At 37.4% G+C, this 24,487-nt stretch carries 26 protein-coding genes, 2 tRNA genes and 1 other annotated feature (1 of these 29 only partly in view); of the genes, 9 read left to right on the top strand and 19 right to left on the bottom strand.

Annotated features, from left to right (window positions below; genetic code table 11):
• Window positions 1–61 (bottom strand) — a binding site (T-box leader) (it extends 189 nt beyond the left edge of the window).
• A gap of 179 nt (window positions 62–240) precedes the next feature.
• A complete protein-coding gene (locus ACSU6B_RS13065; RefSeq protein ID WP_410885777.1) occupies window positions 241–1,527 on the top strand; it encodes an MFS transporter in 1,287 nt (428 codons plus the stop codon).
• A 29-nt stretch (window positions 1,528–1,556) separates the two neighbouring features.
• Here the strand turns inward: ACSU6B_RS13065 and ACSU6B_RS13060 are convergent, their stop codons facing one another.
• The 3 genes from ACSU6B_RS13060 to ACSU6B_RS13050 are packed head-to-tail and all read right to left on the bottom strand — an operon-like array spanning window position 1,557 to window position 5,096.
• A complete protein-coding gene (locus ACSU6B_RS13060; RefSeq protein ID WP_410885775.1) occupies window positions 1,557–3,419 on the bottom strand; it encodes a PTS fructose transporter subunit IIABC in 1,863 nt (620 codons plus the stop codon).
• Between the two features lie 13 nt (window positions 3,420–3,432).
• A complete protein-coding gene (gene pfkB / locus ACSU6B_RS13055) occupies window positions 3,433–4,347 on the bottom strand; it encodes a 1-phosphofructokinase (protein ID WP_410885774.1) in 915 nt (304 codons plus the stop codon).
• On the bottom strand, window positions 4,344–5,096 hold the full coding sequence (locus ACSU6B_RS13050) for a DeoR/GlpR family DNA-binding transcription regulator (protein WP_410885772.1): 753 nt from the start codon (window positions 5,094–5,096) through the stop codon (window positions 4,344–4,346). The genes pfkB and ACSU6B_RS13050 overlap by 4 nt, the downstream gene beginning before the upstream one ends.
• Window positions 5,097–5,312: 216 nt before the next feature.
• Between ACSU6B_RS13050 and ACSU6B_RS13045 the strand changes: the two genes are divergently transcribed.
• From ACSU6B_RS13045 to ACSU6B_RS13035, 3 genes are all read left to right on the top strand, one after another.
• Window positions 5,313–5,386 (top strand) — tRNA-Gly (locus tag ACSU6B_RS13045).
• Window positions 5,387–5,397: 11 nt separating this feature from the next.
• A tRNA-Ser gene (locus ACSU6B_RS13040) sits at window positions 5,398–5,489 on the top strand.
• A 239-nt stretch (window positions 5,490–5,728) separates the two neighbouring features.
• Entirely contained in the window at window positions 5,729–6,022 is a 294-nt protein-coding gene (locus tag ACSU6B_RS13035) for a DUF6509 family protein (protein ID WP_410885939.1), read from the top strand.
• Between the two features lie 43 nt (window positions 6,023–6,065).
• Here ACSU6B_RS13035 and ACSU6B_RS13030 read toward each other — a convergent pair whose 3' ends face one another.
• The 4 genes from ACSU6B_RS13030 to ACSU6B_RS13015 all read right to left on the bottom strand — a co-directional run bounded on the left by ACSU6B_RS13030 (window position 6,066) and on the right by ACSU6B_RS13015 (window position 8,889).
• Complete coding sequence (locus ACSU6B_RS13030) at window positions 6,066–6,269, bottom strand: cold-shock protein (RefSeq protein ID WP_179195903.1); 204 nt, start codon at window positions 6,267–6,269, stop codon at window positions 6,066–6,068.
• Window positions 6,270–6,455: 186 nt separating this feature from the next.
• Window positions 6,456–6,656 (bottom strand): cold-shock protein, encoded by a 201-nt coding sequence (gene cspD / locus ACSU6B_RS13025; protein WP_214712564.1) that lies wholly within the window; start codon window positions 6,654–6,656, stop codon window positions 6,456–6,458.
• A 324-nt stretch (window positions 6,657–6,980) separates the two neighbouring features.
• A complete protein-coding gene (locus ACSU6B_RS13020) occupies window positions 6,981–7,946 on the bottom strand; it encodes a nucleoside hydrolase (RefSeq protein WP_410885769.1) in 966 nt (321 codons plus the stop codon).
• 112 nt (window positions 7,947–8,058) lie between these two features.
• Window positions 8,059–8,889 (bottom strand): non-homologous end joining protein Ku, encoded by an 831-nt coding sequence (locus ACSU6B_RS13015; protein WP_214998337.1) that lies wholly within the window; start codon window positions 8,887–8,889, stop codon window positions 8,059–8,061.
• A 130-nt stretch (window positions 8,890–9,019) separates the two neighbouring features.
• Between ACSU6B_RS13015 and ACSU6B_RS13010 the strand changes: the two genes are divergently transcribed.
• Window positions 9,020–10,861 (top strand): DNA ligase D, encoded by a 1,842-nt coding sequence (locus ACSU6B_RS13010; RefSeq protein ID WP_410885937.1) that lies wholly within the window; start codon window positions 9,020–9,022, stop codon window positions 10,859–10,861.
• 7 nt (window positions 10,862–10,868) lie between these two features.
• Here the strand turns inward: ACSU6B_RS13010 and dapF are convergent, their stop codons facing one another.
• The 3 genes from dapF to ACSU6B_RS12995 form a co-directional block, all read right to left on the bottom strand.
• Window positions 10,869–11,852 (bottom strand): diaminopimelate epimerase, encoded by a 984-nt coding sequence (gene dapF, locus ACSU6B_RS13005; RefSeq protein WP_410885767.1) that lies wholly within the window; start codon window positions 11,850–11,852, stop codon window positions 10,869–10,871.
• 79 nt (window positions 11,853–11,931) lie between these two features.
• On the bottom strand, window positions 11,932–12,708 hold the full coding sequence (locus ACSU6B_RS13000; RefSeq protein ID WP_410885765.1) for a hypothetical protein: 777 nt from the start codon (window positions 12,706–12,708) through the stop codon (window positions 11,932–11,934).
• A 272-nt stretch (window positions 12,709–12,980) separates the two neighbouring features.
• Window positions 12,981–13,304, bottom strand: coding sequence for a DUF4870 domain-containing protein (locus ACSU6B_RS12995; protein ID WP_088088653.1), 324 nt, complete (start codon window positions 13,302–13,304; stop codon window positions 12,981–12,983).
• A gap of 170 nt (window positions 13,305–13,474) precedes the next feature.
• Here ACSU6B_RS12995 and ACSU6B_RS12990 point away from each other — a divergent pair, with 170 nt between their 5' ends.
• Together ACSU6B_RS12990 and ACSU6B_RS12985 are read left to right on the top strand one after the other, a co-directional pair.
• On the top strand, window positions 13,475–14,602 hold the full coding sequence (locus ACSU6B_RS12990) for an amidohydrolase (protein WP_168244795.1): 1,128 nt from the start codon (window positions 13,475–13,477) through the stop codon (window positions 14,600–14,602).
• Between the two features lie 303 nt (window positions 14,603–14,905).
• Window positions 14,906–15,466, top strand: a complete 561-nt coding sequence (locus tag ACSU6B_RS12985; RefSeq protein WP_215003237.1) for a GNAT family N-acetyltransferase — start codon at window positions 14,906–14,908, stop codon at window positions 15,464–15,466.
• Between the two features lie 61 nt (window positions 15,467–15,527).
• Here ACSU6B_RS12985 and ACSU6B_RS12980 read toward each other — a convergent pair whose 3' ends face one another.
• Both ACSU6B_RS12980 and ACSU6B_RS12975 read right to left on the bottom strand, forming a co-directional pair.
• Window positions 15,528–15,686, bottom strand: a complete 159-nt coding sequence (locus tag ACSU6B_RS12980; RefSeq protein WP_179195904.1) for a hypothetical protein — start codon at window positions 15,684–15,686, stop codon at window positions 15,528–15,530.
• Between the two features lie 91 nt (window positions 15,687–15,777).
• Window positions 15,778–16,548 (bottom strand): SDR family oxidoreductase, encoded by a 771-nt coding sequence (locus tag ACSU6B_RS12975; protein WP_410885762.1) that lies wholly within the window; start codon window positions 16,546–16,548, stop codon window positions 15,778–15,780.
• A 183-nt stretch (window positions 16,549–16,731) separates the two neighbouring features.
• Here ACSU6B_RS12975 and ACSU6B_RS12970 point away from each other — a divergent pair, with 183 nt between their 5' ends.
• Complete coding sequence (locus tag ACSU6B_RS12970; RefSeq protein ID WP_410885760.1) at window positions 16,732–17,217, top strand: Hsp20/alpha crystallin family protein; 486 nt, start codon at window positions 16,732–16,734, stop codon at window positions 17,215–17,217.
• Window positions 17,218–17,260: 43 nt separating this feature from the next.
• On the opposite strand, the gene ACSU6B_RS12965 is transcribed toward ACSU6B_RS12970, so the two are convergent.
• Entirely contained in the window at window positions 17,261–17,719 is a 459-nt protein-coding gene (locus tag ACSU6B_RS12965) for a FixH family protein (RefSeq protein WP_410885758.1), read from the bottom strand.
• Window positions 17,720–17,731: 12 nt separating this feature from the next.
• The gene (locus ACSU6B_RS12960; RefSeq protein ID WP_410885756.1) at window positions 17,732–18,010 is read right to left on the bottom strand and encodes a hypothetical protein; all 279 of its coding nucleotides are present in this window, start codon (window positions 18,008–18,010) and stop codon (window positions 17,732–17,734) included.
• A 99-nt stretch (window positions 18,011–18,109) separates the two neighbouring features.
• On the opposite strand from ACSU6B_RS12960, the gene ACSU6B_RS12955 reads away from it, so the two are divergent.
• A complete protein-coding gene (locus ACSU6B_RS12955) occupies window positions 18,110–18,355 on the top strand; it encodes a DNA alkylation repair protein (RefSeq protein ID WP_168244799.1) in 246 nt (81 codons plus the stop codon).
• A gap of 64 nt (window positions 18,356–18,419) precedes the next feature.
• Here the strand turns inward: ACSU6B_RS12955 and ACSU6B_RS12950 are convergent, their stop codons facing one another.
• The 5 genes from ACSU6B_RS12950 to ACSU6B_RS12930 all read right to left on the bottom strand — a co-directional run bounded on the left by ACSU6B_RS12950 (window position 18,420) and on the right by ACSU6B_RS12930 (window position 24,477).
• Window positions 18,420–19,241 carry a hypothetical protein gene (locus ACSU6B_RS12950; RefSeq protein ID WP_410885754.1) on the bottom strand — a complete coding sequence of 274 codons (822 nt, stop codon included), beginning with the start codon at window positions 19,239–19,241 and terminating at the stop codon, window positions 18,420–18,422.
• An 85-nt stretch (window positions 19,242–19,326) separates the two neighbouring features.
• A complete protein-coding gene (locus ACSU6B_RS12945) occupies window positions 19,327–20,241 on the bottom strand; it encodes a CobW family GTP-binding protein (RefSeq protein WP_410885752.1) in 915 nt (304 codons plus the stop codon).
• Between the two features lie 75 nt (window positions 20,242–20,316).
• On the bottom strand, window positions 20,317–21,828 hold the full coding sequence (locus ACSU6B_RS12940; protein ID WP_410885750.1) for a S41 family peptidase: 1,512 nt from the start codon (window positions 21,826–21,828) through the stop codon (window positions 20,317–20,319).
• A 228-nt stretch (window positions 21,829–22,056) separates the two neighbouring features.
• A complete protein-coding gene (gene copZ, locus ACSU6B_RS12935) occupies window positions 22,057–22,263 on the bottom strand; it encodes a copper chaperone CopZ (RefSeq protein WP_088088662.1) in 207 nt (68 codons plus the stop codon).
• Window positions 22,264–22,284: 21 nt separating this feature from the next.
• Window positions 22,285–24,477 carry a heavy metal translocating P-type ATPase gene (locus tag ACSU6B_RS12930; RefSeq protein ID WP_410885747.1) on the bottom strand — a complete coding sequence of 731 codons (2,193 nt, stop codon included), beginning with the start codon at window positions 24,475–24,477 and terminating at the stop codon, window positions 22,285–22,287.
• Window positions 24,478–24,487 lie beyond the last annotated feature (10 nt).

Below are 24,487 nucleotides of genomic sequence, written 5' to 3'. Positions count from 1 at the left end.
ACCTACCCCGACTCTCTTGGAAGAAATAAATTAGTGTACTCCTCTTGCTCAACGAGTTAATTATTTAACTTTGATGTTGTTGACTTTTATCCTACGCAAATTTCAAGTGAAAGTCAAGTGAAAGATTTAGAAAATTTCAAATTAATTCTTTTCCATTTAAAGGATGCCTTAACTGGGGTTTTTTAAGGTGATTAAGCGAATAGTAATAATAGCAAATCATGAAGGCGGGATTGAAGATTAATGGAACATATTGAACATTTAAGCCAAAATCCAAAAGCTGTGAAAAAGAAACAATCTGCAGCCGGACAAAAGCGGTCCAATGAGATATCTAATCAAAAGTGGGCAATCATCTCACTGTCATCCATTCCTTTAGTCATGACATTGGGAAATTCAATGTTAATACCAGTTCTACCTTCAATGGAAAAAAAATTATCCATTTCATCTTTTCAAACGAGTATGATAATTACTGTCTATTCGATTGTCGCCATTTTTTTAATACCTGTCGCAGGATACCTATCAGACCATATTGGTCGAAAAAAGGTCATTATCCCTAGTCTCATCATTGCCGGTATTGGCGGTCTAATTTCAGGATTTGCCTCATGGAAACTTGATGATGCCTATTGGATTATTTTAGCTGGTAGAGCACTGCAAGGGGTCGGAGCAGCAGGGGCGGCTCCTATTGTCATGCCATTGGTTGGTGATATGTTTAATAACGAAGATGATGTTAGTTGTTGTTTGGGTCTAATTGAAACATCCAATACGTTTGGGAAAGTATTAAGTCCTATTTTAGGGGCTTTTCTAGCAGGATTCATATGGTTTTTGCCGTTTTTTTCATTCCCTGTATTTTGTGCCATTTCCGTTGTGATGATCATATTTCTGGTCAAAAGCCCAAAAACAACTGAGAAACCAATTCCTTTCAAAGAGTTTTTCATCAACGTGAAAAAAACCTTTACTGAAAAGGGCCGTTGGCTATACGGTATCTTTTTTATTGGTGGAATACTCATGCTAGTCCTTTTTGGGATTTTATTTTATCTTTCGGAAATTTTTGAAAAAGAATACAACATTAAGGATATTAAAAAGGGATTTTTTCTTGCATTACCACTAGGAGCACTTTGCCTATCATCGTTTATAAGCGGTAAGGTGATTAAGAAAAATAAAATATTGATGAAATGGATCACGTTTGCCGGAATTGTCGCAACAGCCTTATCCATTGGTGCATTATGGTTTTCGATTAAGCTTTGGTACATGATTACCATGTTTCTTATTAGCGGAATTGGAATCGGTGCAGGCCTTCCATGTCTAGACGCTTTAATTACCGAAGGCGTTGAAAAAAAAGAAAGAGGAACCATTTCATCAATTTATAGTTCCATGAGGTTTATTGGAGTTGCTGCTGGACCTCCGATTATTGCATTGTTATTAAAGCATGCGATCCATTGGATTTTTATCCTCTTAGGCAGTCTAAGTATCATTGCTGCACTTGTCGCATTAATGGCCATAAAACCCAATGCACAAGAACAAAAGAGCTGAGGAATCCCTCAGCTCTTTCATTTTTTTAATTATTTCACTGGTTTTTTTAAGAAACCGATTAATAGTGCTGATACAACTGATCCAACTAAAATAGCTAGTGCGTAAAGAAGGGCTCCATTCTCAACCAATGGGACTACAAATATTCCACCATGTGGTGCGCGAAGACCAATTCCGAACGCCATTGAAAGTGCACCTGCGATAGCTGAACCAGCCATAACGGAAGGAATGACACGCAATGGGTCAGCTGCAGCAAAAGGGATCGCCCCTTCGGTAATGAAGGATAATCCCATTACATAACATGCTTTACCAGCATCTCTGTCTTGGTCATTAAATTTATTTTTGAAGAATGTCGTTGCAAGAGCAATTGCTAGCGGCGGTACCATACCTGCAGCCATAATCGCTGCCATTGGTTCATAAACACCACTCGCTAATAAACCTGTTCCAAATACATAGGCAGCCTTGTTAACTGGCCCCCCCATATCAAACGACATCATAAGACCTAGCACAATACCTAATAAAACTGCATTACCTGTCCCAAGACCTGTCAACCAATCAGCAATTGTTCCATTCAACCATGCAACTGGTTTATTCACTACATAAAGCATGATGAATCCTGTGATGGCAATTCCAAAAAGAGGGTACAGTAAGATACTCTTAATACCTTCTAAAGATCTAGGCAGTCCGGCAAATACTTTTTTCAGAAGAAGGACAACATAACCTGCGAGAAAACCAGCAACTAAACCGCCAAGGAAGCCTGCTCCGCCACTTGCCGCCATCATACCGCCAACCATACCTGGAGCAAAACCTGGACGATCTGCAATACTTAGAGCAATAAACCCTGCTAAAACAGGAACAATGAGTCCAAATGCGTTACCGCCGCCAATCGTCATTAATGCTTCTGAGATCTGGTTGTAGGATGGATCGTCAGGCTTAAATGAGTTATAACCAAACATAAAGCAAATCGCAATAAGAATTCCACCGCCGACAACAAATGGAAGCATATTAGAAACACCATTCATTAGGTGCTTATAAAAGCCTGTACGTGACCCTTTTTGATCGGATCCCTTTTCACTTTGTCCGCCATTTCCTCGAAATAAAGGTGCATCCTGCTTTAGCGCTTTATCAATTAATTGTTCTGGGCGACGAATTCCTTCTGCTACTGCTGCTTGAATGACATGCTTGCCGTTGAATCGTTCCATTTCCACATTGATATCTGCAGCAATAATGACTGCTGTTGCATTTTCAATTTCTTCCTTGGTCAGAATATTTTTTGCGCCGCCAGAACCATTGGTTTCAACCTTAATATCTACACCCATTTCAGATGCTTTTGCTTTTAAGGAGTCGGCGGCCATATAGGTATGTGCAATACCAGTTGGACATCCTGTAACAGCAACTATTAAATTCTTTTTACTTATTGTTACTGTTTCTTGTTTTTCTTCTTTATCATTTCGGTTAATGGTGTCAATGATTTCTTCAGGAGTAGTTGCCTTTAGAAGATCGTATCGGACTTCCGCTTTCATTAACAAACCAGAGAGTCGGGCTAACGCTTCTAAATGTGTATTATTCGCACCATCTGGAGCAGCAATCATAAAAAATAGATGTGCCGGTTTACCGTCCAATGATTCATAATTAACACCTGCAGCTGATTTACCAAAGACAATAGCGGCTTCTTTCACTACTTGTGTTTTAGCATGCGGGATAGCGATCCCATCCCCAATTCCAGTTGTACTTTGCTCTTCACGCTTTAGGATCGCTGCTTTAAATTCAGTGCGATCCGATATTTTCCCTGCATTAAAAAGAACATCAACCAACTGATTAATCGTTGCTTCTTTTTGATTGCCTTCAATATTTAAAAGAATCGTATTTTTTGATAATAATTCAGTAATTTTCATGGTTTTCTCTCCCTTAACGGATCTCTTTAATATGAACTTGTGGAAGGAGTTCTTCTACTTTTCCCTTGGTACATAAACCTAGTGAAAAGGCTGTTGCACTTCCTGACGCTACACTATAACGAAAAGCTTCTTCAATATTTCTGGTCCGCTCGTAGGCAGCCAAGAAACCTGCGACCATAGAGTCCCCTGCCCCAACTGAATTTTTCACTTCCCCTTTTGGAACCTCCGCAAAAAGTGTCATTCCGCTATTTATTAGTACCGCTCCTGCGCCTGCAAGAGAAACAATTACATTTTTCGCTCCCATATCCACGAGTCTTTTGCCATATGGGATGACTTCAGCTGGGTTTGCAATGGTGGTGTCAAATAATTCCCCCAGTTCATGATGATTCGGTTTGATTAAAAATGGCCGATAAGGAAGAACCTTTTTTAATAAATCACCTTCAGCATCAACAACAAAGTCTGCTCCACTTTCACTGCAAATTTTCACTAGTTCCTCATAGGTTGTTTTAGGTAAGCTAGCGGGGATACTTCCAGCTAGTACTAATAGATCATCTGCCTTTAAGTGGTGAATTTTTTGTTTTAGGCGTATGAAGTTTTGTTCTGAAATATTTGGACCAATGGCATTAATTTCTGACTCTTGACTGGTCTTAATCTTTACATTGATTCGAGTATCTTCATCAACCTGGACAAAGTCTGTATCAATTTTTTCATTATGAAGATATTGTTCAATATAAGCCCCAGTAAAACCACCAATAAATCCAAGTGCCTTACTTTTGGTACCAAATTGTTTTAATACCGTTGAGACATTTATCCCTTTTCCACCAGGAAACTTCGCCTCATTTATAGTTCGATTTAATTCTCCTAGCTGAAAGCTCTCTAATTTGACTATATAGTCGACTGAAGGGTTTAAAGTTAATGTATATATCATGATGTCACTACCTTTATAGTTGTTCTATTTACATATTGCTTCTGCGTTTCGTCATCTACATCATTAGTGATAATAGTTGCTTCATGGATATCAGCAATTTTGGCAAACGAGATTTCAGCAAACTTTGTATTATCTGCTAAAACATAGGTCTCTCTTGAAAGTGAAATTGCCTTTTGCTTCACCATTGCTTCCTCCTGGTCTGGAGTTGTAAATCCAAATTGTGGATGGATGCCATTAACACCTATGAAACATTTATCAAAACGGTAAAGGTCTAAACCAGCTAAGGCTCCCCTTCCGATGAAAGCATTTGTATTCGGCTTCGCCAAACCGCCAATTAAATAGGTCGATATGCCCTTATCTAATAATGGCTTTAAATGCATTAATCCATTCGTGACAACAACGATCTCCTTTAATGGCAGGAATTCAATCATTTCAATCACAGTGGACCCAGCATCAAGATAAATGCAATCTCCTTCCTCCACTAAATTCGCTGCATATTGAGCAATCAATCGTTTTTCTTGAAGGTTTTTGGAGGATTTCTCAATCATACTTAGCTCTTGAAGTTTCCCCTGTAATCTTGAGGCACCTCCATGGATCCTCTTTAGAAATTTTTGGTCTTCTAGCAAAGAGAGGTCTCTGCGAATTGTTGACTCCGAAGACTCGGTTAACTCCATAATTTCATTAATTTTAATAACATTCTTATCTTTTAACAATTGAAGTATGATTCGATGACGTTCTGGTGTTAACAAGTCATCACCACCTATTTTTTTATTCTTCTTAAGTACATAATACTGAAAACGATTGCAAAAATCAATCATTTTCTTTCAAAATCATTCATAAATTGAATGATTTTGAACGTTATTTGAATTTTTCTACAATACATAATATATCAACTTAAAAACAAAACTTTTCTGCTCCATGTCGAATGATTATGGTATAATATTTATGTATCATTTTGAAATATTGCGGGTGTGGTTTAATGGTAGAATTTCAGCTTCCCAAGCTGACGGCGGGGGTTCGATTCCCCTCACCCGCTCCATAGGACAAAATGGAGAAGTACCCAAGTGGTTATAAGGGGGCGCACTCGAAATGCGTTAGGACGGGTAACCGTTGCGTGAGTTCGAATCTCATCTTCTCCTCCATACATATTCTTTCAAAAAACACGATGTTTTATCGTGTTTATATTAATATAAAGACCGCCAGAAATAATTTTTGGCGGTTTTTGCATGTTCCTTTTTGATAAGGACTTAACCATTCAGGGTCCCTATTAATACATAGAGGACATCACTATTCGAGAAAAATAATAATAACAATGCTACTTCTAGTTTTTCTTGTTGATTTAAATATGTGTATAATAATTAGGATGAATAATTTGAAGAGGATGATACACTTGAACATTACTGGACACTCAGTTGAAAAATTGGAAGATCCATTCGGTCTATTATCAGGTGACCGATATGAGTTTTTCTTAGATCTTGATGTAGATGAAGAGGATGAGCTTTATTCGGATAAAGGAATTGGCCTAAGGGCCATTTTCGTCAGCGACGAAAATGGTGACAAAATAACCAACTTTTATCTTTATGAACAAGGGAGCGATAAGGTCCTTGACTTTGATCTGGAAGAGGATGAAGAAGAACTGGTCCTTGCCTATTGTAAAGAAAACGCAAAAGCATAATAAAAAGGCAGGGAGAAATGAAACCTCCCTGCTGACAATTTGATCACATAAAATTCTTACTATGATTGTGAATTACCTGCAATTCTTTAGTACTTTCTGTCATTTCACTTTTGCAGATCGGACATAGTGGCACATCAGTGCTTTTAAAATTGTCGCGAATCCAGCATTTACAAGTCTCTGAACTACATACCCAAATTTTAGTTTCTTCTAATTTGATTTCCTCATCATTTTTTCTACCAAACGCCAAAACGATCACCCCTTGTAATTAGTGCATGACTGTTTTTAAATACTTAGTTTGCTAGCTAAATAATATGGAAAATATCAAATACATCATTTAGCAGTATCCTATTGACTTTTAAACTATTATTTGTGTATAAATCATATATATAAAAGGTGATGCTTAATCATGGTGCATCACCTTTTTTTAAAAGAATTAAACTGTTTGAACGTTAGAAGCTTGTGGTCCGCGAGCGCCTTCAACGATTTCAAAAGAAACTGATTGGCCCTCTTCTAAAGTTTTGAAGCCTTCTGATTGGATAGCTGAGAAGTGTACGAATACGTCTTGACCGCCTTCAGCTTCAATAAATCCAAATCCTTTTTCTGCATTAAACCATTTAACTTTACCGTTGTTCATGGAAAAACCCCCAAAATATAGTTCACTTTTAATTTATCCTACATTTAAAAAAATAAAAAAGACGCACTAACACGTTTGGGCAATAGACATCACCCACATTTTCGTGCAGTTACGACTACTTAAACCAATAAATATTTAACTAACTTAAAAGCGTACCTTTATTTTAACTCATTTCTGCTATTCAGTCAACAAAATTTCAAAAACTAGGAAATTCAGTGAATATATATCAGTTAAAAATATAATAGTTTCCTATCACTCACCAGCAATCAGATTTTTTACGTTGGGGTGAATTGTATTCCGAGAGCAATGAATCCCAAATTGAGTTCATAGCTCTTTATTGAAATTACCTTGTAAAAATATTTCCATGAAATTGACGACAAATTTCTGTAAATCCGCTTCCATGCCAATGTAATCAAGAGTATTAACCGGTTCTTTATCAGGTTTTGGTCGAAAATCAGCGATGCTTTTGCCTTTGGCATTACCAAATTCCTCTACTCTTACTCTTCTCGGGATATATTTTACGAAATCCGGTTCCGTTAATGCCATTAACGGGACCACATCATGTAGTGGTGCACCTTTAATTCCCGGCACATTCTTCTGATAGGCTTTATAGTAATAATCAAAGGCTGGTTTTAATAATGGTTTAAAGGGTGTCGGGCTGTTTTTGCTAAGGAAGTCAATAATATCAGGAGTTATGATTGCTTTGTTTGTTATGTTTAAAGGAAAAAGATGAATATTATGAGCTTTTTCCATAACGGTATCTGCCGCAATTGGATCCACATAAAAATTCGCCTCAGCTTCAGCAGAAATATTTCCAGGAACCAAAAAAGCCCCTCCCATAATATAAAATGAGTTTACTTCCTTTAATGCGTCATTCCCATATAAGATAAACATCAATGCTAACTCAGTCAATCTTCCGACAGAAACAATCACAAGGTTTCCTTTATATTGTGTAACAATTTCAAGAATTTTGTTAATATCATAAACTTTTACATTCTGGATCGTATCTGGAGGCTTAATTGGTCCTAATCCCTCTTTGCCATGTATCTCAGGGTAAAACACTATTGATTCACCTGATATTGGTCCTGCTGCACCTGCTATGATTGGAATATCTGCTCTCCCACCTAACGTTAACAGGTAAGCTGTATTCTTAACCGATTTTTCTTTCGGTGTATTTCCATAACCACTGACAATACCAACTAGGTTTATTTTCGGATTAAGTAAGGCATACATGATGGCAAACGAATCATCGATACCAGGATCAGCAATCATGAGCACATTATAAGCCATAGCCTCTCCTCCAATTTTTTATATTTATTAAAATTATGCAAAGAAAATGGTTGAAAGAACATGAAAAACCGACCCGAGAGAATTCGAATCGGTCGTTAGCAAATTTCTTAGATTATGCTTCCTTTTTGACTCTTGTTGCTGCTTTCTTTCTAGGAGCTGCCGCTTTTTTGGGTTTTGTGCGATCAATGGATGCCTGTAATGCTGCCATTAAGTCAGTGACATTTGACGCTACTTCCTTCGTTGCAGCTGATACAGTTTCTTGTCCACTTCTTTTAGACTCAATCAATTCCAACAATGCAGTCCGGTATTCATCAGTATATTTTTCCGGCTCAAAATCTGTTGTTAATTGATCAATCAGTAAGATAGCAGTGTCTAATTCTCTTTTCGTCACTTTGTCTTCTGAAGGTACACTAGGTACATCACCGGCTTTACGAACTTCATCAGGATAATGAATTGTTTCCATGACTAAGACATTTTCATATACCCGTATAACGGCTAATTGCTCCTTTGATCGAATGATGATTTTGGCAAGTCCAACTTTTTGAGACTCCAACAAGGCCTTTCGAAGCAAGGAATAGGCTTTTCCTCCCCCCTCACTGGGAGACATATAGTAGCTTCTATCATAATAGATCGGATCAATTTGTTCCATTTTTACAAAATCAATAATTTCGACCGCTTTCTCTTCGTTTTCTTTTCTTAACTTTTCGAGTTCTTCATTATCAAGGACAACAAATTTCCCTTTTGTATATTCATATGCCTTAACGATATCCTCTGGCTTCACTTCTTCCTCACAAACAGAACAAACCTTTTCATATTTAATCGGGGCATGACATTTGTTATGCAGGGTCCGGAGCTTGATATCTTTATCTTCTGTCGCCGTATGGAGCTTGATGGGAATGTTTACAAGTCCAAAGCTAATACTGCCCTTCCACATCGTATGCATGGTTAATTCTCCAATCTTTTTGTTATTATTGTACGTCACCAAAACAATCACATTCCTAAAAACAATTGGAAAAGGATGAATTCGACGATAATTAAACAAAATAAACTAAAAAAGAAGGGACTTTTTTATGATGAAACCGATGCTGCCAAGTCTTACATTTGATCTACCAGTTCATCCTGATTGGTTCTATGAAGTTAAATATGATGGATTTCGCGCTATTTTGGAATGGGATTCACAAGGAATTAAACTGACCAGCAGGAACGGAAAGTCACTTCTCCCCCAATTTCCAGAAATAAAGGAATTTTTGTTAAAACATGAAAAACAATTCAAACCCTACATACCTCTTCAATTAGATGGGGAGCTCGTTTCATTAGAAAACACGCATAAAGCTAATTTCTCAATGATTCAAATACGAGGCCGATTAAAATCGGAACGAAAAATTAATGAACAAGCTAGCAAGTCTCCATGCCGCTTGATGGTATTTGATGTGCTTGTGATGACCGGAAAAGCATTACATTCCCTTGTTTTCCATAAACGGAAGAAGGAACTCATCAAACTGTTTCAAAAAATCGGATTGGAGTTGGAGGCTGACCCCTATGATGAACAATTACTTCAGCTTGTCCAGGCTCATGATGATTTTGATTTGTTATGGGAAAAGGTTGTTTTAAATGATGGGGAAGGAATTATTGCTAAACACAAGAATAGTCTGTGGGAAGAAGGAAAACGTTCCTTACAATGGTTGAAATATAAAAATTGGAAATATGTAAGCTGTTTTATTAATGCTTATGATAAAACAAATGGTTACTTTTACGTAAGTGTCTATAAGGAAAATAAGATCCATCCTATCGGCCAGGTACTTTTCGGCTTTAAACCGGAGGAAAAACAAGCTTTGCAACAAACAATTAAACAAAATAAGCTCCGTGAAGATGCACAAATGATTATTGTTGAACCTGCCATTTGTATAGAAGTAAAATATTTAGAACTCTATGAAAATCAGCTGCGTGAGCCCCATTTTGATCGATTTCGCTTTGATTTAGAACCATCCTTATGTACATACGATCGTTTTATTTTCGCACAAAAGAACCTGCCAGAAGACTTAGATATTACCCATCCTGATAAACCTCTTTGGGAAAAACTTTCCATACGCAAAGCCGATTATATCCTGTACTTACGAGAAATATCACCGTATATGCTGCCTTTATTAAAAGACCGCTTATTAACAGTCATCCGCTTTCCACACGGGATGTTCGGAGAAGCATTTTATCAAAAAAACTGTCCAGATTATGCTCCTGAATTTGTGCAGACACATTCAGCCGAGGGGATTGACTATATTCTTTGCAATAATCTTAAAACACTCGTTTGGCTTGGTAACCAATTAGCGATTGAGTTCCACGTGCCATTTCAAACCATTCATAGCAAGGGACCCAGTGAAATTGTCTTTGATTTAGACCCGCCTTCTATCGGCCACTTTCAATTGGCGATAAAAGCAGCAATTTTAATCAAAGAAGTCCTCGATCAATTGAATTTAATAGGTTTCATTAAAACCTCTGGGAACAAGGGGCTGCAAATCTACATCCCACTACCCGAAAATGAATATTCTTACGATGATACCAGGTTATTTACAAGCTTTGTCGCTGAGTATTTAATTTCCAAGGATCCTGACTCCTTCACGATTGAGAGGATGAAAAAAAAGCGGGGGAACAGGCTATACGTTGACTATGTGCAACATAGCGAAGGAAAAACGATTGTTGCACCCTATTCGATGCGAGGAAACGAACATGCAGGTGTTGCCACTCCCCTTTATTGGGAGGAAGTAAATGAAAAGCTCGAGCTAGTATCGTTTAACATGGAAAATGCGATCAAGCGAATACGCCAACAAGGTGATCCCTTTTCAAATTACTTTCAAACAAAATCAACCCAGGCGTTTGCACCTGTCTTAGAGATCCTAAAAAAAGGCACCAAAAAAGGATAGGAGAGCCCTATCCTTTTATTCCGTCTTCGAGATACCCTTTTGCTTCTGATTGTAACTTCTCATAAGAAGTCTGTTCCATCAATTCCGTTTTCGAAGTGACAGTAAACGCTCCTTGCTCGAGATCAACATTGACTGTCGCATTATAAAGATAGGTAGCATTTCCGATCAAGTCAATTGTGTATTTCCCCTCGCTTTCGTGGACTACACACTGGACTCTTCCACCATTATTATAAACATTAACAACTTTTTCGAACTCATTTAATTCTTGTAAACAAGTGACTAGCGTGGAGGCAGACATTGCAGTACCACAGGCATTCGTAAAACCAACACCACGTTCAAAGGTTCTTACATAAATTGAACCAGGTTGCAAGTGTTTAACAAAACTTACATTAACGCCGTCAGGAAACAAATCATTGGGACCATTCACCTTCTCACTAAGTTGTTTTTGGAGGTCACCTTTGAGCTGTTCCGCTTCAACAATGGCGATTAAATGCGGATTCGGTACTGCAAGAGCTGTGAACCTTAAATCCCCTGAAAGTTTTTCAATTCTTTCATTGTAAAGAGTTGGTTTATTTAAATTTAATGGGAGGGCTTTTAATTCAAACAGCACCGGTGAAATTTCCACTTGGTAGGTGTGGATATCTTGTAAAAGGTCGTTTTGTTTGCTTACCTTCAGATTGGCTTTCATCGTTTCAATCACAGCGCTATTTTGCCCTAGATGTTCGCAAACATATCTAGACACAAGACGCAGTCCATTTCCACACATTGAAGCTTCCGACCCGTCAGAGTTAAATACACGCATTCTTCCATCTGCGTTTTCGCTTTGCATAACGAAAAGAATCCCGTCAGCACCCAAATCGGATTGACGGTTACATAATAACTTGGCGAGGTCCGCTCGTTCACTTTCCGTAAAAGCATATCCATTCGTTTTTTCGTCGATTATTAGAAAGTCATTTCCCGAACCATGGCCTTTAATTAAATTGATTTGCATCGTAAAACCCCCACAAAATTGATAAACATGTTTTATTTATCATATCATTCAATGTTCATGAGGGAAACTGTCGATACTTCTATCTTTCGATAAAATATTCATTAACAATAAATGACATTCGGAGAAGCTTGTCCTCCTCTGATAAAGTCTCCCTAAGTGAGAGGACTGGTGTATTAGGTTCTGGAAACATTGGACTCCATTCAACCGGCATCCATCCCCTTCGAAGCCGTCCGTCCGGAAGGTCATTTTTGTTTATTACTTGCTCATCCATAAAAGTAGATGACCCTTCAACAGCACCAATAAACCTGCCTTTCGAATCTAGTAATTCCTTCTTATTTGTTCTCCAATCTAGTTTCCTTTTTTCAAAGCAGCCTAAATAATGCCTTTTATGGTCAAATACCTCAATCTTTTTGCCAGTAACTTTAAAATATCCGATGGCATCGTTATCCAAATTATAGAGAGCATAAATTTTCGAAATCCTAAGCTTCTTTAAGCCCTGGTTATGAAACCTTTTAATCATCCCTGCTAGATGCCCGTCAGGAAAATAGAGTAGAAGGCGTGGAGAGTTTGTGTTCAGAAATAAGACAAGTAAATGTCGTGTTTCAAATAAAGACTCCCTAATGCGCTTTGAATTTGCCATATTTCTGTCAATGGATATCGACTGCCTTATTCTAAAAAGATAGATTTGAAAACAAATCAAGCTATAAATCAGGAAAGGTATAGTTAATATCATTATTTCTTTGTTTTTAATAACAGAAAGATTGCCAGCAACAATCATAACAGCTGGAATCAGAGCAACAATACTACCATTTAAGTTCAAATGAGCCGTATCCCGGTAATATTCATTTATTTTCATCTAGAAAACTCCTTATCAATTCCTCTAGTTTTAGTTTATTTACTATTCGACTAAAAAATGATAGGAGATTTCGATTAAAGAACAAAAAAAAAGGGATGATATGACTTTGTTAAGAGGCTAGCTCTTTTTTTCTAAAAATAAATACACTAAACCCAAGGAGGACTATGATGCATGTGAATGCAAAGAAAGAGCCGCAATATACTGTATTTAACATTTATACCAAAAAATCCCTTAAAACCCGACAAATTTTTTGCCGGGTATATTTCTCAAGATTATTTAATTAGCCTAAAAATTAACGGAAATCGATATTCATTTCCTTCAAAGGCTTTGATTGCTGCAATAATGGTGAATACAAAGAGCATTACGCCTAATATCGCTAGTGCTACAAAACCAATTAAGATGAGTGTTAATAATCCGCTAACAAAAAAGTAAACTGTATAGGAAATCAAAAAGTTAAAGTATTCCCTGCCGTGATAATCAATGAATGATGACTCATCCTTTTTTATTAACCAGATAACTAGCGGTGCGATTACTGGGAAAAATATACTTAACACATAAATACCAGCAGCAAACAACCTTTCATCTTGATTAACCATTTTCTATTCCCCCATTGGAATATATTTTTTAAATTCATTAATATTTACGCCAATGGTTTTAAAAGGTTTCGTTATCCTTGAAAAAATTTATGGGATCAAACTTCTCCCTAGGCACGCAAATTGGTAAAATTAATAAAATAACTATTATCAACGTGAAGAAAGGTTTTATTATGACAAAAATACTTTTAAAAAACGCAACGGTATATCCAATTTCATCAGAACCAATCCATCACTGTGATGTCCTAATTGAAGCAGGGAAAATTAAAAAATTAGGCAAAAATTTAACGACAGACTTAAAAGTAAAAATAATCGATTGTGAGGATTTATTTCTTTTACCGGGCTTTATTGATGTTCATACTCACTTAGGTCTTTATGATGAAGGAACTGGCTGGGCTGGGAATGATGCAAATGAAACAGTCGAAGCCCTCACGCCCCATATTCGGGCAATTGATGGTGTTTATCCATTGGACCCAGCGTTCTCTGATGCCGTCAAAAGCGGAATTACAACTGTCCATGTCATGCCGGGAAGCGCCAACGTCATTGGCGGAACTACTTCAGTCATTAAAACTACTGGTAAAAATATAAAAAAAATGATTATCCAAGAAGTTTCAGGCTTAAAAATAGCCTTAGGGGAAAATCCAAAGAGAATTCATAGCCATGGGAATAATGATTCCATTACACGGATGGGGATTATGGGGATGCTAAGAGAAGCCTTCTACAAAGCCATCCATGCGGATAATCCGGAGGAGCCTAGAATTACTCCTATCGTGAAGGCCTTAAAAAGAGAAATTCCCGTAAGAATTCATGCTCATCGTGCAGATGATATTATTTCAGCGCTTCGTTTTGCAGAAGAGTTTAATCTAGATTTACGTATTGAGCACTGTACTGAAGGGCATTTAATAGCCAGTGAATTATCTGGAATGGGTTTAAAGGTTTCTGTAGGACCTACATTGACACGAAGATCCAAGGTAGAATTAAAAAATAAAACATGGAAAACCTATCAAGAACTGACCAATCATGGTGTTGAAGTATCAATTATTACCGACCACCCTTATACACCAATTCAATACTTAAATATTTGCGCGAGCCTTGCTGTTCGAGAAGGTTTATCCGAGAAAAAAGCACTAGAAGGAATCACCATATTACCAGCCAAAAATTTAAAAATAGACAATACCGTCGGAAGTATCGAAGAGGGTAAGGACGCAGATTTAGTGCTTTGGAGCCATCACCCATTCCATTATTTAGCAAAGCCAAAGTGGACGATGATTGGCGGTGAAATGATCTATCAAGAAAGATAGATTAATGTTGAAAATTGGTAAAAAATATTATCGAAAAATACACAAAAAACCTATTTATTTTTTGGTTTTTTTCTTGTATTATACACTAAGTGAAATGTTTTAGACCTAAATACTTTGGGGGTTTACGAACACAATTTGTTAACAAAAAAATGATATAGGGAAGGCAAATGGTGCGCCACCAGTTTTACTGGTTCTAGTGGGTTCGATTCCCACCCCGAAATTTTTTAGTAACTTTATAAAAAATTTCGAGGGTGGACCGCTTCTTTTGACATGGGATCGGAATGCCCTAATGGAGGGATTTTCATGCTTAAAAAACGTGATCTTCATGACAGCCACGCATTGTACGAATTAATGACGCACCCTGATGTCTTCCCTTTTGTACGCCAAAAAGCTGATTCTTATGAAGAATTTTTATTTATGACAAAACAAACCATAGAATCCGAAGAACGCGGTGAATTAATTTCACGGACCATTCTCGATGAATGGGGAGCTCCTATCGGAACAATTAATCTATTTGATATTGAGGACAATGCAGGTTTTTTAGGAACATGGCTTGGCAAGCCCTACCATGGCAAGGGTTACAATAGCCCGGCTAAGGATGCCTTTTTTCAAGAACTTTTTTATGAAACGGGAATTGAGACAGTTTTTATGCGCATCCGCAAGGTTAATATTCGCTCAATAAAAGCTGCTGAAAAACTACCTTATGTTATAAAAGCAAATGAAAGTAGAAAATCTATTTATGAGCAATTAAACGCGATTGGTGAAGTATATGATTTATATGAGATTCCAAAGGATCAATACACCTTTTACCTTATGCGAAACGGAGCAGTTCAATCAGACGATTCACAATTGCTGGAGGCATAAAAAAAACAATCGGCCCTCGCCGATTGTTTTTATTTAGTTTTCAAGGAAAGAAATCTTCATATTATTCCGTTAAATTTTGCTCCATGCTTTCGTTTACGTCATTAAGACCCATTTGGAGCAAAAATTCATCTAATTCCTCATTCGTCAATGTTTCAAAGCGGCCATCATGAAAAAATACTTGGGTTTGATTAGGGTTAATTCTGTTCATGTTAAAACTCATTTTCTTTGCTCCTTTCATAGATGATTATTTTCTATTGTCCACAAAAGAAGCTGTTTTCATTCCTGAAAATCAAATAGTTCAAAAAATTATACTAATTCTTAAGTACTTTACCTAATACGTCAAGTCCACCTGTGACAGGTATTATACTTCCAGTAATTAAATCGGATTTTTCATCCGTAAGGAAGGCAATTACTCTGGCTATATCTTCTCCAGTTCCTTGCCTTCCAATGGGGCTATCACCCATTGCTGCTATAGCATCCCCGATATTACTATCTTTCCATTCATTTATTATATCACCCGGACAAACCATATTAGCGGTTATCCCATGTTCTGCTTCTTCAATTGCAATTGTCCTTGTAAGTGACGCTACTCCTGTCTTCGCTGCAGCAAACGCAGAACGAAATATCCAACCTGGTGCGGTTTCGACTCGGTCATATCCGATTGTTATAATTCTTCCCCATTTTTGGTTTCGCATCGAAGGAATAATAAGTTTTGACAAATAAAATACAGCACTTAAGTTCCCTTGTAAAATATAGTTCCATTCATCGAAGGAATAGTCTGTCAGCTTCTTTCTTTCATGTATGTATGGACCTGCATTATGAACTAAAACATCCACGGTTGAAAATACAGCAAGGGTTTCATCAACAATTCGGATACAATCCTCCATGTTCGAGACATCACCTTGAATCGTAATGTTATGCGTTCCATAATATTTAGTCAATTGGTTTGCTAAAGAAATAGCTTCTGCTTTACTATTACGATAGTTAATGACTAGCTGATACCCATTTTCCGCGAGATATAAAGCAGTTTTTTTGCCAATACCAGAAGCTCCCCCCGTAATCAAAGCCGTTTTCTTTTTCACAAATAATTACCTCTCAATGTTTAGAATTTCTCTCTTAACTATATGTTAAAAAGAAACAATTATTTATGCAAATTTTAGTTCCATCTCTATAGTGAAAACTTGTTCCTCTGTAACGGATGTAAGTTTTAATAACGAATGGGCAAATATTGGCATAGGATAAGATAGCTACAAAAGGTGGAAAGGATGAGATCATTGTTCCCTTGGGATAAGTTTCCTTTTGATAACGATTTGAAGGATAAGATAATAAAAATGAAGCCTGAAGAAATCAATAACTATGTTCAGGATCTTATGGGGAAAATCATGCCCGCTAACATGAAAGGTGTGATGAACCCTCAAGAGATGTTTAAGGGTTTCCAATCGTCGGTATCCCCGCAGGAGCCAACGAGGAGTATATTGAATTCAACGGCCTTTGAGACCCATGATTTTGTGTATGTTAGAATTCCAATCAAAAAAGAGGAATGGATTAAACAGCTCCGAATTTTTCATACATCTAATCAACTAATTGTGGAGCATATTCCACAACATGAAGATAAACACACGATCATCCTTCCTGCAATTGTAAAAAAGAAGGGGGCAACTGCTACCTTCAAGGATTATATGCTTGAAGTGAAAATCCCCAAAAATGTTGATATGCAGTTTTCTCAAATTGATGTTACTGAAATTTCATGAACGTCATTAGTGTAAAGGACAGCCAATTTTTCTGTCCTTTAGTTTACTGATCTTCATCTTCCATCTTCATACCATCCATGGAGTTTTTGGTGTTGGGATCCTCAGGTGCACTTGGGGTCCCAATGGTAAATTCTTTTTTAGGCATATTATGCATATCTCTTGCTGTAACGTGAGAAATGATATAATAAGTACCTTCTTGTGAGAAGGATCTTTCTAAGCGATATATTCCTTTTTCAGCATGCTTAATTTCTACCTTTTCATGCTTGTCATCCTTTGCACGCCAGATCTCAAAAATAACCTCAGCATCCTTCACTTGATCATTCCCCTGAGTAACCTTCGCTTCAAATGTAATCGGTTGATTCATTTTGCCTGGGTCCGGGTTAATGGATAACTCTACTTCTACCATTTGCGGTAGATTATCGGCTTGTTCTTTTTTATTACTGCACGAAATAACAATACTTAAACATAGAACAGTCACCAAAAAAACGAAAAGCTTTTTCAAGGTTCCTCTCTCCTAACTTAATTCTTCCATTACTTCATTATGAATTTTAATTAACAATAGCTTGGCTTCTAGAGAAATCGTAGAATTAATCACTCTTTTGATTGCAGAATAGTATTTCTCATACTTGTTTTTCCGGATCCTCGGGTGTGAGTTTTCATCTTGAAGCTCCCTTTTTATCGCTTCGAATAGGGTCACTTCACTACCTTTTCCTTCTGTTTCTAGTATACGATTATTCCAAATCTGCCGATATTCCTCTAGTAATTCATCGAAGGACACTCTTTCTTTCGACAAACAATCCCTCCCCTTTTATGTCTTCACTTGCATTGTTACATATTTACTAACACTATTGCAAAAAATATAATTTAACAAGTCAAAGAAAGGAGAAACCTTATGTCTACCCCTTATAAATGTCCAAATTGCAAAACGAATCGGAGCCGCTTTAATGTTATTCAACAAGTTTCCCAATCTGTTAAACTTGACCCTCAATCGGGAGCAGTAATCCGAGAGTATGGTGAAAATGATTTAGAACCCTTCCACCTCCCTTACAATGGACCAGAATTTCGAGTCCAATGCGGTGCCTGTGGTTTAATTGAGGATGAACGTACGTTTATCAAATTTGGCGAACAGCCGATATAATCTTCTTCTTCACAAAAAAACATCCTAATTATTGGGTTGTCCAGTAACTAGGATGTTTTTTTGTTTAGTGAAGATTATTTTCTTTTAGAAAATCCTTTGAATCCACTTTCCAAGCATCAATTGGTGAAAATCTTACCAGATGAATATCCCCTCTAAAGGATTGCCCGCCTCTGTTTTTTATAAACCAATCAATTTCGATGGGGACATCTAAACTAATTTCCTCGGTTAAATCCTCTGCTGGCAAAAACTCCATTCGAGAAATTCTAACACTTTCTATATTCCCTAAAATCGGCTTCCAGTTTATTTTTTGTAAAGAAGCTTGGGAAGTAATCTGGACATCCTGCTGCTTCAATCCTGCAACATAGGCATTTATGACCTCATAGGGATTCGCTTTTCCTAAATACTGATTTAATTTGCCAGAAGCCTTCAAAACCATGAGCATATGTGATAAGTCCATTGAGTTGGTGCGATGAGTGGTACTCCCATAAAAATGAATACAAAAGTGACCTGGAAAGCTATTCGCTAATGCTCCAGCACCATGCGGCATTCCATGCATCGAGCCCGCTATCCATTGATCCTTATGAATAACAATAATAGCTCGGCGTTTCCAACTCCATTTACCCCCGTATATTCTTTTCATTACCTTCGTGTCTTTTGTGGTTAATGGCTGTACATCCGCATGGTGGCTTCCCGCACGTCGTTGCACCTTGAACTTTCTTCCCGTTTCCACGTCCATTACCGTAAATTTTGTGTACTTTGGAAGGATTTGATTAACTTCTTTCCAATTTAACATCTCAATTTTATAGCTGATTGTTGATGCTGCTTTTACCCCTTGGCCATTTAGGAGGATATGAATTAACATTAAAAAAATGACTACCCTCTTCATCGTATCCTCCTTTTAAAAAATCTTTGCTACATTAAAAGAGTTACCTGAAGAGGAAATTATCATTCATTCAATCATGGTATTTTTCTTACTTTTCAAGATTTTCTAATTGTGTTTCAATCCCATTCCAATTTATACCTTCACCAATAAACACAAGGTTTAATCGCATATTCATGTCTTCTTTTAGATAAATCGGCATGCCATAAGAAAACTGAAATAAAAAAGGCAGGTCCGAATGATCAAACTTAACATAGCCCTTTATTCGGTAAATTGTATCTGGTAAACGTTTTAAGAAATTCTCAAATTCAGCATGGCTAATGGCAGTTTTAAATTGATAAACAAATGTCGTTAAATTTATAGTTACTCGTTGTGACTCTTTCTTTTCCTTTTCAAAGGATACAGAAAGTTTTCTCAGCTGTTCAATTGACACCTGTGAATAATTAGTAAGAAGGCATCTTGCATTAGAATTAATGGATTGAATCTCGAATATTATCTTTGCTTGCTCATTCTCTTTTAATTCATTCATTTTGTTGATAATAATGAAGTCAGCATGCCTTACTTGCTCAAGGATCAATTGCTGGAGCTGGGGACTTAAGGATTTTCTTTCCATCCATCTCTTGCCATCGACTGTTGTTAGGATGCCTTTAATCAATAATTTATCTGCAAACAATGGGGAAAGGATCGCATCCAAAACCTCCACAGGATGGGCAGCACCGGTTGTTTCGATATATATCACTTCTGGTTTTTCATCTAATAATAATCCTTGCAACTGGGCTTCAAGTTTGTCTTGGATGGAGCAGCAAATACATCCTCCTAACAATTCTTTTAAGGAAACATCATTCCCCTCAACTGCATCAGAGTCTATGGAAACCTTACCTAGTTCGTTCATCATGACTGCTGTTTTTCTTCCTAACCTTTGTTCATCCTCTAACAATCGTTTTAAAAGGGTGGTTTTCCCGCTTCCCAAAAATCCTGATAAAATATAAACATCAGCTTTTTTCATCCTCAATTCCCTTCCAATGGTCATTAATTGTACTCTAAAAAAATGACCCAACTCCGGGGAGTCGGGTTACTTTTTTTATTTCATCGTTCCCTTTAATACTTTAATCGCTTCTTGCATTTGTGTATCACTTGTTTTTATTTTGTCCCTTAATAACTCCATTAGTTTCATGGTGGAATCACCTTTTAAAACACCATTGACCGGGAGTTTTTGAGCTTTTTGGAAGGCAGTAACGGCATCTTTTGTCTTTTGATCGAAAAATCCATCTGTCCGACCTGGATCATAACCAATCGCTTTGAGCATTTTTTGGGCAGTTTGAACTTCCGTAGATGATGTAGATAGTTTCAGTTCCTTATCGGGATTAATAATTGTTAGAGTTGCATATTCAGGCAGGGCTACTGCTACATCAGGATTTATCCCCTTTTTATGAATCCAATTCCCGTTCGGTGTCAACCATTTCGCCGTGGTGAATTTAAGATTTGAGCCATCCTTGAAGTCAGAAGCAGTCTGGACTGTTCCCTTACCAAAAGACTTCTCTCCGACTAGCTTAACACCAGCAGATTCTTTTACAGCTGCAGCAAGTATTTCTGATGCACTGGCACTCCCTTTATCAATTAAAACAACCAACGGAAGATTTGGGTTCCCTTCATTTTGAGAAGGATATTCCTTAATCTTTCCATTTCGGTCTTCTACTTTTAAAATAAGTTTCCCTTTTGGAACGAACATGCTCGAAATCGAGATGGCTTGGTCCAATAAACCTCCTGGATTTTGACGCAAGTCTAAGACTAGACCCTTCATTCCTTTCCTATTCAAGTCATTCAAGGTCTTAACTAGTTCCTTCGACGTATTACTAGAAAAGCTCGTAATTTGAACTTTAGCAATCCCGTCTCCCACCATTTCACCATAAACAGTTTCAATTGGTATCTCATCACGGATAATTGGCACAGTCATTGGAGCTGCTGTACCAGGGCGTTGGACAGACAACTCAACCTTTGTACCCTTTTTCCCACGAATCAGTGTTACTGCTTGAGTAGAATTCATCCCTTGGAGGCTTTTTCCATTAACGGACATAATCATGTCATTTGGCTTTAAGCCAGCTTTTTCCGCAGGAGATCCTTTTATGGGAGACACAATCACGATGTGCCCATCCTTTTCCTGAATTTCAGCGCCAATCCCTTCAAAAGATGAAGAAATGCTGCCATGAAAGCTTTCTGCTTCTTCATTACTCATATAGTCTGAATAGGGATCATCCAGTGACTCCACCATCCCATTTATTGCACCATTAATGACCTTTTTTTGATCAATATCCTTAAAATAACCACTTTTCAATGTATCATATGCTTCATAGAGTTTATCAAATTCTGGTCTTTCTGTTCCAACTGTAACGACCTTTTCTTCTCCAAAAGCTAGTGCAAACGTTGTAATTCCCGCAGATAGAAACACAACCATAAACAACAGCATGATAAAATGGAATTTTTTTAAACGTATGTGTCCTGATTTGTTTGCTGATCCTTGCTCTTGTTCAACGTTTGATTCTTGCGCTTTTATCTGTTCAATTTTCTCGTCTTCCAAATCCTTCACCACTTTCATTATCCATAAAAATAAGAAATGATCCAGCGAAAATTTTCTTATTAGGTGCTAGATGGATTTCCAAATTTTCAAAAGCTATTATCAGATACTTTTAAAAAATAACCCTTAGTGATTAGAATAACATCTTTCGTATAAAATTAACAAAGAAAAGTTAATGAAATTATAATAAGATCACAAATAAATTTTCACAATAAACGGCACCTACCAAATGGTAGGTGCCGTTTATTTTTATCCTACATCATAACCTTGATCTTCGACGGCTTCTTTAAGCTTCCCAACTGAGGCTTTGCTTAGATCATGACCAACCATAACCTTGCCATCTTTTAATGAAACATTAACCTCTGTTACACCTTCTAAATTGAGAAGTGCTGTTTTCACTGCCTTTTCACAATGTCCGCATGTCATTCCTGTAACCTGTAATGTTGTTTTCTCCATGAAAATTACCTCACTTTATATTTATATTTTCACTCGCTTCAAACGAAGGGCGTTGGACACTACTGATACTGAACTAAACGCCATGGCTGCACCAGCAACCCAAGGGGCTAACAAGCCAAGTGCCGCAATTGGAATCCCCCCTGAATTATAAACAAGCGCCCAAAAGAGGTTTTGGCGAATATTTTGCATCGTTAATTTACTTAAACCCATTGCCTTTGGAATCAAGGTTAATTCCCCGCCAAGAATTGTTATATCAGCAGCTTCAATCGCTACATCAGTACCCGTACCGATTGCAATTCCTATATCAGCTACGACAAGGGCTGGTGCATCATTTATTCCATCGCCAACCATGGCCACTTTTAGACCTTGCAGCTGTAGTTCTTTGACATGATTGGCCTTTTCCTCGGGAAGGACTTCTGCAATAACATTAGTAATGCCGACTTGATTCGCAATCGCTTTAGCCGTACGTTCATTATCACCAGTTAACATAAACACTTTAATTCCTAATTGGTTTAATTGCTGAACCGCCATTTTAGCTGTCTCTTTTACTGTATCGGCAACCGCAACTACACCCATAATAGTGGAATTTATGGCAATAAACATAGCTGTTTTCCCTTCGTTCTCCAATCGGGTTAGGTCTTGGTCTCCCGTAATGCTGGGAATATTTTTTAGAGCCATAAGTTTACTGGTGCCTACAAATATTTCATCATCGCCTATTTTTGCTTCAATTCCATAACCAGGTACTGCCTTAAACCGTTTGACAGGCAGGGTACTTGATCTTTTTTCAATCCCATATTTTACGATCGCTTCGGCAAGTGGATGTTCAGATGACTTTTCTGCTGAAACGAGGTATTGGAGTACTTTTTTCTCGTCCTGATAGGCTATAAAATCTGTTACTGTAGGATGTCCTTTTGTGATCGTGCCGGTTTTATCAAGGACGATTGCATTAATTTTATGGGCTGCTTCTAAATGCTCTCCACCTTTAAAAAGAATCCCCATTTCAGCTCCTTTACCTGTACCAACCATGATAGATGTTGGAGTGGCTAGTCCTAACGCACATGGACAAGCTATAACAAGAACAGCAATCGCTGTTTCTAATGCGGAAGGGAAATCTCCAGGATTCACAAAGAAGTACCAAATTAAAAAAGTAAACATTGAGATTGCAAGTACAACAGGCACAAAATAACCTGAAATTGTATCTGCTACCCGTTGGATTGGGGCTTTGCTGCCTTGGGCTTCTTCGACAATTTTAATTATTCCAGCAAGTGCTGTATCTTTGCCAATCTTCAATGCTTTTATGGTCAGGGTGCCATTCTTATTGATCGTTGAACCAATGACTTTGTCCCCAACAGATTTTTCCACTGGGATTGACTCACCGGTTATCATTGCTTCATCAACAGAAGATTGCCCTAAAGTTACTATTCCATCGACAGGAATTTTTTCCCCTGGCTTAACTAATAAGTTGTCAGAAACTTCCACTTCCTCTATTGGAATTTGAAGCTCCTTACCTTCTCTTAGTACAGTGGCTTCTTTTGCTTGGAGACTTAACAACTTCGATATGGCAAGCGTTGTTTTCCCTTTGGCCATCGTTTCAAATAATTTCCCTAATAGAATTAATGTAATCAGTACAGCACTTGTTTCAAAATATAGATGTGGCATATAGTTAGTGTTACCAATTGTTTTCATTCCTTCAGCTAAGCTATAAAAATATGCTGCTGATGTTCCTAACGAGACAAGGACATCCATATTAGCACTTTTATTTTTCAGGGCCTTAAAAGCACCCATATAAAACTGACCACCTATATAAAATTGCACAGGCGTTGCCAAAAGTAATTGAAACCATGGATTCATCAAAAAATGTGGCATTGGTAAACCAAAATCCACAGGCAAATGGGAAAGCATCGTATATAGAAGCGGTATTGACAGAATTACCGACAGAAGAAATATACGTTTTTTCTGTTTAATTTCCGCATCTTTATGCTGCTGTTTGGTATCCCTGTGAACCTTTTCTGTTGCTTCATAACCAAGATTTTCTATTTTAGTAATAATATCATTACTTGAAACCAGTTCTGTGTCGAAAGAAATAGCTGCACTTTCCATTGCCAAATTGACATTTGCCTCAACACTGTCCATTTTATTGAGGACTTTCTCGATTCTCGTTGAACAGGCTGCACAGGTCATTCCAGAAATGTCTAATTTGAGCTGCTCTTTCATTTGGATCACC

It is taken from the genome of Neobacillus sp. C211 (genome assembly GCF_051842875.1).
GTDB lineage: Bacteria > Bacillota > Bacilli > Bacillales > Cytobacillaceae > Neobacillus.
Note: the sequence above shows the minus strand (reverse complement) of the source record. Positions and strands in the feature narration are given on the sequence as shown.

Excerpts from the sequence above, each read along its gene's own strand:
- ACSU6B_RS13065 (WP_410885777.1), top strand. The coding sequence starts at position 241 with ATGGAACATATTGAACATTTAAGCCAAAATCCAAAAGCTGTGAAAAAG.
- ACSU6B_RS13060 (WP_410885775.1), bottom strand. The coding sequence starts at position 3,419 with ATGAAAATTACTGAATTATTATCAAAAAATACGATTCTTTTAAATATT.
- pfkB (WP_410885774.1), bottom strand. The coding sequence starts at position 4,347 with ATGATATATACATTAACTTTAAACCCTTCAGTCGACTATATAGTCAAA.
- ACSU6B_RS13035 (WP_410885939.1), top strand. The coding sequence starts at position 5,729 with ATGATACACTTGAACATTACTGGACACTCAGTTGAAAAATTGGAAGAT.
- cspD (WP_214712564.1), bottom strand. The coding sequence starts at position 6,656 with ATGAACAACGGTAAAGTTAAATGGTTTAATGCAGAAAAAGGATTTGGA.
- ACSU6B_RS13020 (WP_410885769.1), bottom strand. The coding sequence starts at position 7,946 with ATGGCTTATAATGTGCTCATGATTGCTGATCCTGGTATCGATGATTCG.
- ACSU6B_RS13015 (WP_214998337.1), bottom strand. The coding sequence starts at position 8,889 with ATGCATACGATGTGGAAGGGCAGTATTAGCTTTGGACTTGTAAACATT.
- ACSU6B_RS13010 (WP_410885937.1), top strand. The coding sequence starts at position 9,020 with ATGAAACCGATGCTGCCAAGTCTTACATTTGATCTACCAGTTCATCCT.
- dapF (WP_410885767.1), bottom strand. The coding sequence starts at position 11,852 with ATGCAAATCAATTTAATTAAAGGCCATGGTTCGGGAAATGACTTTCTA.
- ACSU6B_RS13000 (WP_410885765.1), bottom strand. The coding sequence starts at position 12,708 with ATGAAAATAAATGAATATTACCGGGATACGGCTCATTTGAACTTAAAT.
- ACSU6B_RS12995 (WP_088088653.1), bottom strand. The coding sequence starts at position 13,304 with ATGGTTAATCAAGATGAAAGGTTGTTTGCTGCTGGTATTTATGTGTTA.
- ACSU6B_RS12990 (WP_168244795.1), top strand. The coding sequence starts at position 13,475 with ATGACAAAAATACTTTTAAAAAACGCAACGGTATATCCAATTTCATCA.
- ACSU6B_RS12985 (WP_215003237.1), top strand. The coding sequence starts at position 14,906 with ATGCTTAAAAAACGTGATCTTCATGACAGCCACGCATTGTACGAATTA.
- ACSU6B_RS12980 (WP_179195904.1), bottom strand. The coding sequence starts at position 15,686 with ATGAGTTTTAACATGAACAGAATTAACCCTAATCAAACCCAAGTATTT.
- ACSU6B_RS12970 (WP_410885760.1), top strand. The coding sequence starts at position 16,732 with ATGAGATCATTGTTCCCTTGGGATAAGTTTCCTTTTGATAACGATTTG.
- ACSU6B_RS12955 (WP_168244799.1), top strand. The coding sequence starts at position 18,110 with ATGTCTACCCCTTATAAATGTCCAAATTGCAAAACGAATCGGAGCCGC.
- ACSU6B_RS12950 (WP_410885754.1), bottom strand. The coding sequence starts at position 19,241 with ATGAAGAGGGTAGTCATTTTTTTAATGTTAATTCATATCCTCCTAAAT.
- ACSU6B_RS12945 (WP_410885752.1), bottom strand. The coding sequence starts at position 20,241 with ATGAAAAAAGCTGATGTTTATATTTTATCAGGATTTTTGGGAAGCGGG.
- ACSU6B_RS12940 (WP_410885750.1), bottom strand. The coding sequence starts at position 21,828 with ATGAAAGTGGTGAAGGATTTGGAAGACGAGAAAATTGAACAGATAAAA.
- copZ (WP_088088662.1), bottom strand. The coding sequence starts at position 22,263 with ATGGAGAAAACAACATTACAGGTTACAGGAATGACATGCGGACATTGT.
- ACSU6B_RS12930 (WP_410885747.1), bottom strand. The coding sequence starts at position 24,477 with ATGAAAGAGCAGCTCAAATTAGACATTTCTGGAATGACCTGTGCAGCC.